Below are 14,153 nucleotides of genomic sequence, written 5' to 3' on the forward strand. Positions count from 1 at the left end.
CGCGGCGGCGGGCGCCCTTGCGGCGGCCGGGGCCGAGGTCCGCATCCTCAATCGCTCTCGCGACCGGGCCGAACGCCTGGCCAGTGATCTCGGCGCGGGCGTGACGGTGGTTGAGGCGGCGGACGCCTTCGCCGACGCCGTCCTGGTGGTCAATGCGCTGAGCGTCCGGCCCGATCTCGATGTCGGGCGGTTGGAGGCGGACACGGTGGTCATGGACATGACCTATCGCCCGCTGGAGACGCCGCTGCTGGCCGCCGCCCGGGCGCGTGGTCTGGTCGGGGTCGACGGTCTGGCCATGCTGATCGGTCAGGCGCGCCCGTCGTTCGAGGCGATCTTCGGCCGCCCGGTTCCCGAAACCGACGTGCGCGAGCGGGTGCTGAACCATTTGGGAGAGGTCGTATGATCCTGATCGGCCTGACCGGCTCCATCGGCATGGGCAAGTCGACGACCACGGCCATGTTCGCCGACCGGGGCGCCGTGGTCTGGAACGCCGACGATGCGGTGCATCGGCTTTACAGCCCCGGCGGCGCGGCCGTGGCGGCTGTGGAGGACGCCTTCCCCGGCGTGATGGTCGACGGCGCGGTGGACCGCACGCGCCTGGCCGAGGCCCTGGGGCGCGACGAGACCGCCTTCAGACGGCTGGATGCGATCGTCCATCCGCTGGTGGCGGCAGACCGCGCCGACGATCTGGAGGCCGCGCGGGCGGCGGGCGTGCGTTTAGCCGTGCTGGACATCCCCCTGCTGTTCGAAACCGGCGGCGACGCCGGGGTGGATGCGGTGGTGGTGGTGTCGGCCGATCCGGCCATCCAGGCCGAGCGGGTGCTGGCCCGCCCTGGCATGACGCGCGAACGGTTCGATGCCATTCTGGCCCGCCAACTGCCCGATACGGAAAAGCGCGCGCGCGGCGATTTCGTCATAGACACCAGCCAGGGTCTAGACGCCGCCCGCGCCCAGGTCGACGCCGTGGTCAATGCGGTGCTGGATCCGGCGTGGATATCTCCGCGTCGCGGGCGTCCCGCCCTTTCGCCGGACGCCGAACGCCCCCATTAAGGGCCCATGGCGCGCGAGATCGTTCTGGACACGGAAACCACCGGCTTCGACCCCAAGACGGGCGACCGGCTGATCGAGGTGGGCTGTATCGAGTTGCAGGACCTGCTGCCGACCGGCCGCACCTTCCACCGCTTCGTCAATCCCGAGCGGCTGATCCCGCCCGATGCGATCCGGGTCCACGGCATCACCGACGAGAAGGTCAAGGATGCGCCAAAGTTCGCCGAGATCGCCGACGACCTGATCGAATTCATCGGCGACGCCCAGATGATCGCCCACAACGCGGCCTTCGACCGGAACTTCATCGACTTCGAATATAATCGCTGCGGCCGGCCCATTACGGGCGAGGCGCGCTGGATCGACACGCTGAAACTGGCCCAGAGCCGGTTTCCGGGCATGCCCAACTCGCTGGACGCCCTGTGCAAACGCTACAAGGTGTCGCTGGTCGAGCGCACCCTGCACGGGGCCCTGATCGACGCCCGGCTGCTGGCGGAGGTCTATCTGGAGCTGCGCGGCGGCAAGGAGCGGGTGCTGGACCTGTCGTCGGGGCCGGTGGGTCGCGGTCAGGGCGGGGTCGTCCAGGTCGCCGCCTATGGTCCGCGCCCGCGCCCCCTGGCTCCTCGCTCCACGCCCGAGGAACAGGCCGCCCACATCGCCTTCCTGGCCAAGATGCTGAAGGACCGCTCGCTGTGGGACGCCTACGGCCTTCCGGTTCAGGAAGACGCGGCATAGCTGAGACGACCCGGAATGACGCGGGTGATCATTGAGCGCGTCGCGAACCTAGCAGGGCGATAATCGCCCTCAGACGTCAGGCTTGGCGAAAGCCCAGCACGTCCTGCATGTCGTAGAGGCCGGGGCGGCGGGTGCGGACCCAGGCGGCGGCGGCGACGGCGCCGCGCGCGAACAGCGACCGGTCGATGGCCGAATGGCTGAGGGTAAGCACCTCGTCCTCGGAGGCGAACAGCACGGTGTGTTCGCCCACGATCCCCCCGGCGCGGATGGAGGAAAAGCCGATCTTGCCCGTCTCTCGCTCGCCCTGCACGCCGTCGTAGGGGGCGGTGCGCAGCTCGGCCAGGTCGGCGAACCGACCCTCGGCCGCCGCCTCGCCCAGCATCAGGGCGGTGCCGGACGGGGAATCCACCTTGCGGCGATGGTGGGCCTCGGTGATCTCGATGTCCCAGTCCCGGGCGTCCAGCCGCTGGGCCGCGTGCTGGACCAGGCCGATCAGGATGTTCACGCCCAGGGAGAAGTTGCCGCTCTTGACGATGGCGACCTTCTCGGCCGCCTTCAGCAGCGCGGCCTCTTGTTCAGGGGTAAGGCCGGTCGAACCGATGACCAGGGCCGGTCCGCCGTTCTCGGCCGCCTTTTCAGCCAGGGCGACCGAGGCGTCAGGCGTCGAGAAGTCGATGATCACGTCGCACAGCGACAGGTCGGCCGTTTCGCCCCAGTCGAAACGGGCGGCGACCACCACGTCTTCGCGCGCGTCCAGAACCTGGGACACCGCACGGCCCATCCGACCGCGATAGCCGGAGATGCCGGCGTGGAAGATTGCGCTCAAGCCGCGTTTTCTTTCGACCCGTCCGCGTCCTGATTGCCCAGGATGTCGGCCCAGAAACGCTTCGCCTTTCCGGCGAAGCTGGAATTGCGGGGGTTTTGCCCTTCCCCGAACGACAGGGCAAGCTCTTCCAACAACTCACGCTGGCGCGCGGTCAGATCGGTGGGCGTCTCGACGAACAGTTCGACCACCAGATCGCCGCGGTTGCGGCCGTTCAGATGGGGCATGCCCTTGCCCTTGATCCGCACGGTCTTGCCGGTCTGTGCGCCGGCGGGCACGGCGACCGAGGCCTTGCACTTGCCGTCGCAGGCGCTGGACACCAGGCAGGGCGCGTCGATCTCGCCGCCCAGGGCCGCCACCGTCATCGGCACGGGTACGGTGACCAGAAGGTCCAGATTGTCGCGCTCGAACAGGTCGTGCGGCGTCACCGAGATGAAGACATAGAGGTCGCCGCGCGGTCCGCCGCGCTGGCCGGCGTCGCCCTCGCCCGACAGGCGGATGCGCGAACCGTCGTCCACGCCGGCGGGGATCTTCAAGTTTAGGGTGCGGGTCTTCCGCACCTGGCCATGGCCATGGCAGGTCGGGCACGGGTCGGCGATCATCTGGCCCTGGCCGTGGCAGCGGGGGCAGGTGCGCTCGACCTGGAAGAAGCCGTTCGCCTGGCGCACGCGACCGGCGCCCTGGCAGGTGGTGCAGGTGACGGGCTTGGTGCCTGGCTTGGCGCCCGACCCCTCGCAGGTGTCGCAGGTCAGGGTGGCGGGGATGTCCAGTTCGACCTCCTCGCCCTTGTAGGCCTGCTCCAGGGTGATCTCGAGATCATAACGCAGGTCCGATCCACGACGCGGCCCGCCCTGCTGACCCCGACCCTGGCGGCCGCCGAAGGCGTCGCCGAACGCATCCCCGAAGACCTGGGAGAAGATGTCGTTGATGTCGGAGAAGCCCTGCTGGCCCTGACCGAACGGATTGCCGCCACCGCCGCCGTTCACGCCCGCATGGCCGAACCGGTCATAGGCGGCGCGCTTGTTCGGGTCCGACAGCACCGTATAGGCCTCGGACACTTCCTTGAACTGGGCCATGGATTCTTCCGAGCCGCCGTTGCGGTCGGGGTGGTGGATCATGGCCAGCTTGCGATAGGCGGCCTTCAGGCCGGGCGCGTCGATCGTGCGTTCGACGCCAAGAACCTCGTAATAGTCACGCGCCATCGGGCGTTCGTCCTCATACTTCCCCTGCCGGGCTCCGCCCCGCCTCTGCGGGCGATGACGGAACTACGGTGTCCCGGCTGACATGGGGGCCGGGACGAATGATGCAAGTTTCATGAAAAGACCCCGCCTATCGCAAGACAAGCGGGGCCTTATCATTTCAGCGACCTGTTGCGGATCAGGCGCTCTTCTTGTCGTCGCTGTCCGTGTCCGAGACGTCCTCGAACTCGGCGTCGACCACGCCGTCGTCGGCCGGGGCGGCTTCACCCTCGCCCGCGCCCTGCTGCTGGGCGTACATGGCCTCGCCCAGCTTCATCGAGGCCTGGACCAGGGTGTTGGTCTTGGCGCGGATGTCTTCGGCGTCCGTGCCTTCGCGGGCGGTCTTCAGCTCGGCCAGGCCGGTCTCGATGGCCGTCTTCTCGTCCGCGCCGACCTTGTCGCCGTGTTCGGCCAGGGCCTTCTCGGTCGAGTTGATCAGGCTGTCGGCCGCGTTCTGGGCCTCGACCAGGTCCTTGCGAACCTTGTCGGAGGCGGCGTTGGCCTCGGCTTCCTTGACCATCTTGTCGATGTCGGCGTCCGACAGGCCGCCGTTCGCCTGGATGCGGATCGACTGTTCCTTGTTGGTCGCCTTGTCCTTGGCCGAGACGTTGACGATGCCGTTGGCGTCGATGTCGAAGGCGACCTCGATCTGCGGCATGCCGCGCGGTGCGGGCGGAATGCCCATCAGGTCGAACTGGCCCAGCATCTTGTTGTCCGACGCCATCGGACGCTCGCCCTGGAAGACCCGGATCGTCACGGCCGACTGGTTGTCGTCGGCGGTCGAGAAGGTCTGGCTCTTCTTGGTCGGGATGGTGGTGTTGCGTTCGATCAGGGGCGTGAAGACGCCGCCCAGGGTCTCGATGCCCAGGGTCAGGGGCGTCACGTCCAGCAGCAGCACGTCCTTGACGTCGCCTTGCAGCACGCCGGCCTGAACGGCGGCGCCCAGGGCCACGACTTCATCGGGGTTCACGCCCTTGTGCGGCTCCTTGCCGAAGAAGGCCTTCACGGCTTCCTGCACCTTGGGCATGCGGGTCATGCCGCCGACCAGGACGACTTCGTCGATGTCCGACGCCTTCAGGCCGGCGTCGGCCAGGGCCTTCTTGCACGGCTCGATCGTGCGCTGGACCAGGTCGTCCACCAGGGATTCCAGCTTGGCGCGCGTCAGCTTGATGTTCAGGTGCAGCGGACCCGAGGCGTTCATGGTGATGAACGGCAGGTTGACCTCGTACTGGGTCGTGGTCGACAGCTCCTTCTTGGCCTTTTCGGCCTCTTCCTTCAGGCGCTGCAGGGCCAGCTTGTCCTGGCGCAGATCGACCGACTGCTCCTTCTTGAACTCGTCGGCCAGATAGTCGACCAGGCGCAGGTCGAAGTCCTCGCCGCCCAGGAAGGTGTCGCCGTTGGTCGACTTCACCTCGAAGACGCCGTCGCCGATCTCCAGGATCGAGACGTCGAAGGTGCCGCCGCCCAGATCATAGACGGCGATCTTCTGACCGTCGTTCTTTTCCAGACCATAGGCCAGGGCCGCCGCGGTCGGCTCGTTGATGATGCGCAGCACTTCCAGGCCGGCGATCTTGCCGGCGTCCTTGGTAGCCTGGCGCTGGCTGTCGTTGAAGTAGGCCGGCACGGTGATGACGGCCTGGGTCACCTTGTCGCCCAGGAAGGCTTCGGCGGATTCCTTCATCTTCTGCAGGATGAAGGCCGAGATCTGCTGCGGGGAATAGTCCTTGCCGAAGGCGCGCACCCAGGCGTCGCCGTTCGGACCCTTGACGATCTCATAGGGCACCATGCCCTTGTCCTTGGCGACCACCGGATCGTCGAAGCTGCGGCCGATCAGGCGCTTGATCGCGAAGAAGGTGTTGGAGGGGTTGGTCACGGCCTGGCGCTTGGCGGGTTGGCCCACCAGCACTTCGGCGCCGTCCTGGATCGCCACGACCGAGGGGGTCGTGCGGTTGCCTTCGGCGTTCTCGATGACCTTGGGGGTCTTGCCATCCATGGCGGCCACGCAGGAGTTGGTGGTGCCGAGGTCGATGCCGATAATCTTGGCCATGGGCGTTCTTTGTCTCTCTCGTTCAGCGGGCGATGCGGCGGCCTTCGACGAAGCGCCGCGCGTGACCGCCCCCGGTTGGGTTGGCGTTGTAGAGGCCGGATAGCCCCAGTTTTCGCGGGGTTTCTCCGAAGCTGGCCCCGATATGGGAAAATCCCCCGGCCCCGCAAGGGCGATCTGCGATTCCTTCGGCTCGAAGAACGATGAAAGTCGAAAGGGGTCGGCCACGGCCGTAAGGCGCGTATCAAGGCATGACGGCCCGCACGCCTGGGTCTATGATTTCGGACCAGGTTTCACCAATGGCCAGGCGCAGACGCGCTCGCGCATCCATGTCCATCAGATCAGCGACTACACCTCCACTCGCCGAGGTCGGAACCGGCGTCGAAGGCTTTCGGCTGTGGCCGGACGCCTTCGACGCGGCGAGGCAGGCGGCGCTGGTCGCGGCCGTGTTCGAGCGGCTCGAGCAGGCGCCGCTCTATCGGCCGATCACGCCGGGCGGACGGCCCTTCTCCGTAGAGATGAGCAATTTCGGTCCGCTGGGCTGGGTCTCGGATCGGGCCGGCTATCGGTATCAGGCGACGCACCCCGCGACGAGGCGCGCGTGGCCCGCGATCCCGCCCGTGTTGCTGGACCTGTGGCGCGACACGGTGAACTGGCCCGAACCGCCCGACGCCTGTCTGGTCAACCTTTATCGCGACGGCGCCAGAATGGGCCTTCATCAGGATCGCGACGAGGCCGATCTCGGGGCGCCGGTTCTGTCAGTGTCGCTGGGGGACGCCGCCCTGTTCCGCATCGGCCCGGCCGAGGGCGGACGCACAACCAGCCTCCGGCTGAACAGCGGCGACGTCTGCGCCCTGACGGGGCCGGCCCGTCTGGCGCGGCATGGGATCGACCGTGTGCTGGCCGGGTCGTCGCGCCTGATACCCGGCGGCGGGCGGCTGAACCTGACGCTGCGACGGGCCGGCGTCAGTCCAGGTTGATCTTTTCCCCGCCGGCGCCGCCCAGCCGCCAATAGCCGGCCGCCTTCATCGTCCTTGGCGAGAAGCCCATCTCCAGCACCCGGCCTCGCAGAGCCTTGGCCACGTTCGCCTCGGCCGCGATCCAGACATAGGCGTCGGATGGATCGACCCCGGCCAGGGCTGTCTCGACCGCCGCAAGCAGGGTTTCGGCCCGGCCGCGCGGTGCGCCGTCGCGCGTCGCCCAGGTCAGGGCGACTTCGGCCTGGCTGTGCAGGTCCAGGCGCGACGCCGCATCGGCGACCTCGATCACGACATGGGCGCGAACGCCTGCGGGCAACTCCTCCAGTCGGCGGGCGATGGCGGGCAGCGCCGTCTCGTCGCCGATCAGCACATGGTCGGCGAAGGCGGTCGGCACGATGAAGGAGCCGCGCGGCCCGCCGATCCCCAGGACCGAGCCGACCCTGGCCCTCATCGCCCATTTGGTCGCCGGCCCGCCGTGTCCGGTCGCGAAGTCCAGCGTCAGCCGGTTCGTCGCCGCATCGTAGGCGCGAGGCGTATAGTCGCGGGCCACCGGGCGCGGCTCGGGAAAGATCGGCCCGTCCGGTCCCACGGTGGGCAGGATCGGGGCCTGGCCCTCGGCCGCCGGGAAGATCTTCACGTGATCGTCGAACCCCGGCGAGATGAAGCCCGCCAGTTCCGGCCCCTCCAGCACGATGCGTCGCAGGTCTGGCGTCAGGTCCTGGACCGAGGCCACGGTCAGGGGGCGGAACTTCAGGTCGTGACGCACCCGGCGGGTGATGCGAAGCGCGTCGCTCATGCCCTCTCCACCTTGTCGGCGGCCTCGGCCAGTATGGCGGCGATCGCCTGGACCTGGGCCTCGGTCAGGGCGGTTTCGCCGGTCAGCCGCGCATGGATGGTGTGGCGCAGACGTCCGATGGCGTCGTGGATGGGGGCCGGGCGCATGGCGCGCGCGGCGAACTTGTCCATGGTCGCCTCGGCGGCCTTCAGCACCTCTTCGTTTTCCGCCAGCATGGCGCGCCCGGCCTCGGTGATGGCGTACAGCTTCTTGCCGCCCTGGGCCTCGGACTCCAGCGCGCCCATCTCTTCCAGCAGCGTCAGGCTGGGATAGATGACGCCGGGGCTGGGCGAATAGGCGCCGCCCAGTTTCGTTTCGACCGCCTTGATCAGCTCATAGCCGTGGCTGGGCTTTTCGGCGATCAGCGACAGCAGCACCCAGCGCAGCGTGCCGTGGTCGAACAGACGGCCGCCGCCGCGCCGGCCATGGCCGTGACCGCGCGCCTCGCGCCCTTCCCAACCCCGTCCGAAATCGGCCCCGCGCGGGCCGCGCATTCCCCGACCGAAGCCGTGGCCGAAACCGCCGTGGCGGTCGTGATGTCCGCCGCATCCGTCGCGGCGGCCTCTGAGGATCCCCATGGATCGCATCATCGATTCCTTTTCGATATATCTATTCATCGGCGTTTAGATATATCTGAATATCGAAATACACAAGGGGGCTGGTGTTCGCCTTCAAGCTGCGGCGTAAAAGAGGGATGGACGACCTGAAGCGCCGCTGGGCCCGCCTCGAACCGCACATGACCGTCGTGGGGCCGGACGACGCCCTGCCGCGACCTGCGGTCCTGCTGTTCCATGGGTGCGGCGGGCTGCGGGATCACCTGCCGCGCTATGCCGAGGTCGCCAGGGCGGCGGGCTGGCGCGCCTTCATCGTCGATTCCTACGGGCCGCGCGGCTGGGGCCGGGCCTTCACCCTCACGGCGGTCTGCACCGGCTTATCGTTCCGGGGTTACGAGCGGGCGGGTGACGTGCTGGCGACGATCCAGGGCGTGTCCGCCCGGCCCGATGTGGATAAGACGCAACTGGTTCTGGGCGGCTGGAGCCACGGCGGCTGGTCGATCATGGAGATGATGAGCGCGGACCGCGCGCCCAATACGCTGGGCGTCTCCAATCCCGGCGACGTGGACTTGTCGGGGGTCAAGGCGGTCTGGCTGATGTACCCCTATATCGGGCCGTTCGCCTTCAACCGGATGAAGCCCTGGCGGCATTGCCCAAAGGTTCTGGCCGTCACCTGCAAGAGCGATCACCTGACCACGGTGCGCAACGCCGACCGGGTCAACGCCATGATCCGAAACTGCGGTTCCGAGGTCGAAAGCTGGGTCGCGGTGGGCACCCACGCCTTTGACGAGCCCACCAGCAACGGGCCCATGCGCCATGATCCGGAGCTGACGCTGGAGGCGCTGCGTCGCTTCGGCGCCTTCCTGACGGACGTGGCCCCGCACGCCTGAAAAAGAATCTCGGCGCCATGCCTTGACGCATCCTCCATCATGTAACAATTGAAGTTACATGAAAAGCGACAGCCGTCTTTCCAACATTCTTCACGCCCTGCTGCATATGGCCGAGCATGAGGCGCGGCACGGGGCGCCGATGACCTCGGACATGCTGGCCACCTGTTTGTCGACCAATCCGGTCGTGGTGCGCCGGACCATGGCGGGCCTGCGCGAACAGGGGTTGGTGGCGTCGGAGAAGGGCCACGGCGGCGGCTGGCGGCTAGCCAGACCGCTGGATCAGGTGACGCTGGGCCAGGTCAATCTGGCGCTGGGCGAGCCGGGGCTGTTTCCTGAAACCCCGCCAGTCGAGGCCGACGGCTGTCTGGTCGAGGCGGCGGTCAATGACGCCCTGGCCGAAACCTACGCCGCCGCCCGCGCCCTGCTGGTCGCCCGACTGAACGACATCACCCTGGCCGATCTGGCGGCGGACTTCTCGCGCCGGATGGCCGAACATCCAAAGAGGGATCTGCTCAATGCCCACGGTCACATGTCCTGAACCCATGCCCCACGACGCCCTGATCATCGGCGGTTCCTACGCCGGCCTGTCCGCCGCCATGCAGTTGGTGCGCGCGCGCCGCCGGGTGCTGGTCATCGACGACGGTCGGCCCAGAAACCGCTTCGCCGTCCGCGCCCACGGGTTCCCGACCCAGGACGGCAAGCCGGGCGCCGAGATCGCCGCCGCCGCCCGCGCCCAGATGTCGGCCTATCCCACCGCCGCCTTCCGTACGGCCGAGGCGGTTGAGGTCGAACGGATCGACGGCGGCTTCTCGGTCGCCTTCGCGGACGGCACGCGGACCAGCGGGCGGCGCCTGCTGCTGTCGCATGGGGTCGAGGATGTGCTGGCCGATATTCCAGGGGTCAGGGAGCGCTGGGGGCGCACGGCCCTGCACTGTCCCTGGTGCCACGGCTATGAGGTCGGGGGCGGTCCCATCGGCGTGCTGGGCCGGGGCGAGCACGCGGCGCAGTACGCCGTCACGGTCGCCGAATGGGGGCAGGTGACCCTGTTCATGGACCTGTCCAACCCCTTGTCGCCCGAAGACGCCCATCGGCTGGACCGTCGCGGCGTGACCATCGAGCCGACGCCCATCGCCTCGCTGGAGGGGCAAGCGCCCGCCCTGACCGGCGCCCGCTTGACGGATGGGCGGGTCATACCGCTGAAGGCGATCTTCGTCGGGGCGAATGTCCGCGTCGCCAGCCCCTTTGCGGAACGGCTGGGCTGCGAGATGATCGACACGCCCCTGGGCCGCATCGTCAAGGTGGACGGGCTTCAGCAGACGTCCCAGCCCGGCGTTTTCGCCGCCGGCGATCTGGCGCGGGCGGCGTCGAACATCACCCTGGCGACGGCGGACGGGATGACGGCGGCCCACGCCCTCTTCCGCTCGCTGGTCGAGGAAGAGACAGCCTAGGTTCAATCGACATTCAGCGGGTGGAAATCTCAGATCGTCATTCCGGGGCTGAGCGAAGCGAAGAACCCGGAACCCAGGACTGCGGCGACGTTGCTGGACGTAGTCGGCGCCCGGATAGCGAGCTTCCTGGGTTCCGGGTTCGTCCTATGGACGCCCCGGAATGACGATTTGGGGCTGAATGTCGATTGGCCCTAGTCCAGGCGGGCCTCGATGCTGATCCTGGCCCGCACCGAATGGGCCATTTCGCAGTGGTCGTGGGCCTGGTGGTGCAGGGCGTCGATCTCGGCTTGGTCCGGCTCGCGCCCGCTGAAACGGGTGTAGGGGCGCAGGGTGACCTCGGCCAGATAGCGGCGGCCGTCGTCGTCCTTGCCAATCTTGCCCGACGCCTCGTCGGAATAGGCGTCCACCACCAGACCGGCGTTGGCGGCGAAGGCCAGGAACCACAGCATATGGCAACTGGAAAGGGAGGCGATCATCGCCTCCTCCGGGTCCACGGCCGAGGCGTCCGACATGGGCAGGGGCACGCTGGACGGCGCGGACGATCCGGGCACGACCGCGCCGCCGTCGAAGGCCCAGGTGTGGGCGCGGCTGTAGCGCTTGTCCAGGAAGGGCTGGTCGCCGCGCTCCCAGATGATCTTGGCCTCATAGACGCCCATCACGCCCTCCAGAAGCCGACGATTGTCTTGACCTCATCGACCACCGGATCAGCAACCTCGGCGGCGCGTTCGGCGCCGTCTTTCAGCACACGGTCGATCTCGGTGGGGTCATCCAGCAGGCGGCGAATTTCCGCCGTGACGGGGGCCAGGGACGACACCGCCAGATCGGCCAGCGCCGGTTTGAAGGCGCCGAAGCCCTGACCGCCGAACTCGGCCATCACCTGCTCGCGGGTCTGGCCCGACAGCGCCGCATAGATGGCGACCAGGTTCCTGGCCTCGGGGCGGTCGTTCAGTTCTTCCAGCGTCTCGGGCAGGGGCGCGGGGTCGGTCTTGGCCTTGCGGATCTTCGACGCGATGGTGTCGGCGTCGTCGGTCAGGTTGATGCGGCTGTTGTCGGACGGGTCCGACTTGGACATTTTCGCCGCCCCGTCGCGCAGGGACATGACGCGCGTCGCAGGCCCCTGAATAACCGGTTCGGGCACGGGGAAGAAGCCGGGCACGCTGAAGTCGTTGTTGAACTTCTGGGCGATGTCGCGGGTCAGTTCCAGATGCTGCTTCTGGTCCTCGCCGACCGGCACTTCGGTCGCCTTGTACAGCAGAATGTCGGCGGCCTGGAGCACGGGATAGGTGTAGAGGCCGACCGAGGCCCGTTCCTTGTGCTTGCCCGACTTCTCCTTGAACTGGGTCATCCGGTCCAGCCAGCCCAGGCGGGCGACGCAGTTGAAGATCCAGGCCAGATCGGCGTGAGCGCGCACCGACGACTGCGGGAAGATGATCGACTTCGCCGGATCGAGGCCCGAGGCCAGATAGGCGGCGGCGATCTCGCGCGTCTGGGCCGCCAGCTTTTCCGGCTCCTGCCAGACGGTGATGGCGTGCATGTCGGCGACGAAGACGAAGACGGGGGCACCCTGGTCCTGAAGCTCGACGAACCGCTTCAGGGCGCCGAGGTAGTTGCCCAGATGAAGCGCGCCGGAGGCCTGGATGCCGGACAGGATGCGGCGCGGGCCGGTGTAGGCCGGGGCGGCGGGGGCCGGGGTCGGGTCAGTCATGGATCGAATCTCGGAAAAACAACATCAGGCGTGGCGAGGGGAACGGCGGTTCAGCCGCGCCATCGCAGGTCGAATATAAAGCCCGAGTTCATCATGGCCTCGCGCTTATCGGTTCGGCCCCGGTCAGTCCAGACCGGAGACCGCGCCGCCGCCCGGCTCACGCCGCAGGGTGGCCTTCAGTTCCGACAGGGTGACGGCGCGGAAGGCCATCAGGCAGACGCCGTACAGCCCCGCCCCCACGCCGCACACCACCAGAACCGCGATCTCCTTGGCCAGGAAGATGCGGCTGAGCTGCGGATAGAAGACGTCGGCGGCGAACAGCAGGGCGGCCATCATGGCGCTGGCGGCGACCACGCGGGCGAAGCGCGACAGGAAGGCGGGCGACGGCCGCCAGCTGTTCTCGCGGATCAGCACCCCGCCCAACAGGCCGACGTTGATCCAGGCCGAGGTGCTGGTGGCGATGGCCAGGCCCAGCACCCCGTCCCAGCCCTGGGCGCGGAACCAGAAGAAGAGGCCCGACCCCAGGATGACGGTCACGATCACGCTGGCGACGGCGAAGATCATCGGACGACGGGTGTCCTGACGCGCGAAGAAGGGCGGGGTCAGAACCTTGGCCAGGACGAAGGCGGGCACGCCCCAGGCGAACTGGCGCAGCACATCGGCGGTGCGGCTGGCGTCGGCGGAGGTGAAGGCCCCGCGCGTCACCGTCGCATCGATGATGAAGAAGGGAATGACGAAAAGGGCCACGGCGGCGGGCAGGGTGAAGGCCATGGCCAGGTTGACGCCGTCGTCCAGGGTCCGCTGGCCGCCCTCGTGGTCGCCGGAAACGAAGGCCTTGGTCAGGCGCGGCACAAGGGCCAGGCCGATGGCGACCCCGACGAGACCCAGCGGCAGCTGATACAGGCGGTCGGCGTTATACAGCACCGACCGCGCCCCCTCGTCCGACCCGGTCAGGAACTGCGACACCAGGGAGTTGATCTGTAGCGCGCCGCCCGCCAGGGCGCCGGGCACGGCCAGGGCCAGGGTGTGACGGACATTGGGGGTGATGCGGGGCAGGCCGATCTTGAGCTTCACCCCCAGACGCCGCACGCCCCACCACAAGAGACCGGCCTGGATCAGGCCCGAAACCGTCACCGCCGCCGTCACCATTAGCAGCACCGTCTCCTGCGGGATCGGCAGGATCGTCGGCGGCAACAGGGCAGCCAGGGTGCAAAGGTTCAGGAAGACCGGAACGGCCGCCGACAGGGCGAACCGGCCGCCGGTGTTCAGCACGCCCGACAGCAGCGACGCCACGGTCATGCAGGCCAGATAGGGCATGGCCAGCTGGGTCGCGATCACGGCGGCGCGCAGCACCTCGGGCTGGCCCTGATAGGCTGACAGCAGCCACGGCATGATCCACGGCATCACGACCTGCAGCAGGATGCAGAAGCCGGCGACCACCGCCAGCATGAAGCTGAGCGCCTCCGACGCCGTGACGGCGGCGGCCTCTTCACCCTCGCGCGCCCGCACGCCGCCATAGACGGGCACGAAGGCCTGGGCGAAGGCGCCCTCGGCGAACAACCGCCGGAACATGTTGGGCAGCATCAGCGCGGTGGTGAAGGCGTCCATCATCGGCCCCTGGCCGAACCGCGCCGCCAGGGCCATGTCGCGCACGAAGCCGAGAATTCGGCTGCCCAGCGTCAGGCTGGACTGGACCAGGGTGTTGCGGGCGAGGCTCATGCGGACATTCGACAGGGCGCGGAAGACAAATCCCGCTTAGCGCGCTTGTTCGCCCGGCGATACGGGCTTGCGCGCCCGCCGGCCCAGTTCGGAGACGTCGCGGGCGCTGGCCCGGGCCGAGCGCACCTTGCGCCCGGC

At 68.2% G+C, this 14,153-nt stretch carries 15 protein-coding genes; 7 read left to right on the forward strand and 8 right to left on the reverse strand.

Annotated elements, in window-relative coordinates:
• The 3 genes from RTU05_RS13380 to dnaQ all read left to right on the forward strand — a co-directional run.
• Positions 1-403: NAD(P)-binding domain-containing protein (locus RTU05_RS13380; RefSeq protein ID WP_312598858.1), on the forward strand; the 403-nt coding region annotated here is incomplete at its 5' end.
• Positions 400-1,050, forward strand: a complete 651-nt coding sequence (gene coaE, locus RTU05_RS13385; RefSeq protein ID WP_312598859.1) for a dephospho-CoA kinase — start codon at positions 400-402, stop codon at positions 1,048-1,050. The genes RTU05_RS13380 and coaE, both read left to right, overlap by 4 nt.
• 6 nt (positions 1,051-1,056) lie before the next feature.
• Positions 1,057-1,779: a DNA polymerase III subunit epsilon gene (dnaQ, locus tag RTU05_RS13390; protein WP_312598860.1), complete on the forward strand. Its 723-nt coding sequence runs from the start codon at positions 1,057-1,059 to the stop codon at positions 1,777-1,779.
• Between the two features lie 76 nt (positions 1,780-1,855).
• Here the strand turns inward: dnaQ and dapB are convergent, their stop codons facing one another.
• The 3 genes from dapB to dnaK all read right to left on the reverse strand — a co-directional run bounded on the left by dapB (position 1,856) and on the right by dnaK (position 5,887).
• Positions 1,856-2,605 carry a 4-hydroxy-tetrahydrodipicolinate reductase gene (gene dapB / locus RTU05_RS13395; RefSeq protein ID WP_312598861.1) on the reverse strand — a complete coding sequence of 250 codons (750 nt, stop codon included), beginning with the start codon at positions 2,603-2,605 and terminating at the stop codon, positions 1,856-1,858.
• The gene (dnaJ, locus tag RTU05_RS13400; protein WP_312598862.1) at positions 2,602-3,804 is read right to left on the reverse strand and encodes a molecular chaperone DnaJ; all 1,203 of its coding nucleotides are present in this window, start codon (positions 3,802-3,804) and stop codon (positions 2,602-2,604) included. Before dnaJ ends, dapB begins: the two co-directional genes overlap by 4 nt.
• Positions 3,805-3,979: 175 nt before the next feature.
• Positions 3,980-5,887: a molecular chaperone DnaK gene (gene dnaK / locus RTU05_RS13405; RefSeq protein WP_312598863.1), complete on the reverse strand. Its 1,908-nt coding sequence runs from the start codon at positions 5,885-5,887 to the stop codon at positions 3,980-3,982.
• Positions 5,888-6,213: 326 nt separating this feature from the next.
• Between dnaK and RTU05_RS13410 the strand changes: the two genes are divergently transcribed.
• Positions 6,214-6,864, forward strand: coding sequence for an alpha-ketoglutarate-dependent dioxygenase AlkB (locus tag RTU05_RS13410; RefSeq protein WP_312598864.1), 651 nt, complete (start codon positions 6,214-6,216; stop codon positions 6,862-6,864).
• Here RTU05_RS13410 and RTU05_RS13415 read toward each other — a convergent pair.
• A complete protein-coding gene (locus RTU05_RS13415) occupies positions 6,851-7,660 on the reverse strand; it encodes a siderophore-interacting protein (RefSeq protein WP_312598865.1) in 810 nt (269 codons plus the stop codon). The two genes, RTU05_RS13410 and RTU05_RS13415, sit on opposite strands and share 14 nt — an antisense overlap.
• The gene (locus tag RTU05_RS13420) at positions 7,657-8,277 is read right to left on the reverse strand and encodes a PadR family transcriptional regulator (protein ID WP_312598866.1); all 621 of its coding nucleotides are present in this window, start codon (positions 8,275-8,277) and stop codon (positions 7,657-7,659) included. The genes RTU05_RS13415 and RTU05_RS13420 overlap by 4 nt, the downstream gene beginning before the upstream one ends.
• Positions 8,278-8,360: 83 nt before the next feature.
• Here RTU05_RS13420 and RTU05_RS13425 point away from each other — a divergent pair, with 83 nt between their 5' ends.
• The 3 genes from RTU05_RS13425 to RTU05_RS13435 are packed head-to-tail and all read left to right on the forward strand — an operon-like array spanning position 8,361 to position 10,591.
• Entirely contained in the window at positions 8,361-9,143 is a 783-nt protein-coding gene (locus tag RTU05_RS13425) for a dienelactone hydrolase (protein ID WP_312598867.1), read from the forward strand.
• Positions 9,144-9,201: 58 nt separating this feature from the next.
• Positions 9,202-9,681 carry an Rrf2 family transcriptional regulator gene (locus tag RTU05_RS13430; protein ID WP_312598868.1) on the forward strand — a complete coding sequence of 160 codons (480 nt, stop codon included), beginning with the start codon at positions 9,202-9,204 and terminating at the stop codon, positions 9,679-9,681.
• A 4-nt stretch (positions 9,682-9,685) separates the two neighbouring features.
• On the forward strand, positions 9,686-10,591 hold the full coding sequence (locus tag RTU05_RS13435; RefSeq protein WP_312598869.1) for an NAD(P)/FAD-dependent oxidoreductase: 906 nt from the start codon (positions 9,686-9,688) through the stop codon (positions 10,589-10,591).
• A gap of 191 nt (positions 10,592-10,782) precedes the next feature.
• Here the strand turns inward: RTU05_RS13435 and RTU05_RS13440 are convergent, their stop codons facing one another.
• The 3 genes from RTU05_RS13440 to murJ form a co-directional block, all read right to left on the reverse strand.
• Positions 10,783-11,247 (reverse strand): OsmC family protein, encoded by a 465-nt coding sequence (locus RTU05_RS13440; RefSeq protein WP_312598870.1) that lies wholly within the window; start codon positions 11,245-11,247, stop codon positions 10,783-10,785.
• Positions 11,247-12,296, reverse strand: coding sequence for a tryptophan--tRNA ligase (trpS, locus tag RTU05_RS13445; RefSeq protein ID WP_312598871.1), 1,050 nt, complete (start codon positions 12,294-12,296; stop codon positions 11,247-11,249). Before trpS ends, RTU05_RS13440 begins: the two co-directional genes overlap by 1 nt.
• Before the next feature lie 123 nt (positions 12,297-12,419).
• The gene (gene murJ / locus RTU05_RS13450) at positions 12,420-14,015 is read right to left on the reverse strand and encodes a murein biosynthesis integral membrane protein MurJ (RefSeq protein WP_312598872.1); all 1,596 of its coding nucleotides are present in this window, start codon (positions 14,013-14,015) and stop codon (positions 12,420-12,422) included.
• Between the last annotated feature and the right edge of the window lie 138 nt (positions 14,016-14,153).

This window comes from Brevundimonas sp. (assembly GCF_032017145.1).
In the GTDB taxonomy this organism is placed as follows: domain Bacteria; phylum Pseudomonadota; class Alphaproteobacteria; order Caulobacterales; family Caulobacteraceae; genus Brevundimonas.

Coding starts and splice junctions, on each gene's coding strand:
- coaE (WP_312598859.1), top strand. CDS start 400: ATGATCCTGATCGGCCTGACCGGCTCCATCGGCATGGGCAAGTCGACG.
- dnaQ (WP_312598860.1), top strand. CDS start 1,057: ATGGCGCGCGAGATCGTTCTGGACACGGAAACCACCGGCTTCGACCCC.
- dnaJ (WP_312598862.1), bottom strand. CDS start 3,804: ATGGCGCGTGACTATTACGAGGTTCTTGGCGTCGAACGCACGATCGAC.
- dnaK (WP_312598863.1), bottom strand. CDS start 5,887: ATGGCCAAGATTATCGGCATCGACCTCGGCACCACCAACTCCTGCGTG.
- RTU05_RS13410 (WP_312598864.1), top strand. CDS start 6,214: ATGTCCATCAGATCAGCGACTACACCTCCACTCGCCGAGGTCGGAACC.
- RTU05_RS13415 (WP_312598865.1), bottom strand. CDS start 7,660: ATGAGCGACGCGCTTCGCATCACCCGCCGGGTGCGTCACGACCTGAAG.
- RTU05_RS13420 (WP_312598866.1), bottom strand. CDS start 8,277: ATGGGGATCCTCAGAGGCCGCCGCGACGGATGCGGCGGACATCACGAC.
- RTU05_RS13430 (WP_312598868.1), top strand. CDS start 9,202: ATGAAAAGCGACAGCCGTCTTTCCAACATTCTTCACGCCCTGCTGCAT.
- RTU05_RS13435 (WP_312598869.1), top strand. CDS start 9,686: ATGCCCCACGACGCCCTGATCATCGGCGGTTCCTACGCCGGCCTGTCC.
- RTU05_RS13440 (WP_312598870.1), bottom strand. CDS start 11,247: ATGGGCGTCTATGAGGCCAAGATCATCTGGGAGCGCGGCGACCAGCCC.
- trpS (WP_312598871.1), bottom strand. CDS start 12,296: ATGACTGACCCGACCCCGGCCCCCGCCGCCCCGGCCTACACCGGCCCG.
- murJ (WP_312598872.1), bottom strand. CDS start 14,015: ATGAGCCTCGCCCGCAACACCCTGGTCCAGTCCAGCCTGACGCTGGGC.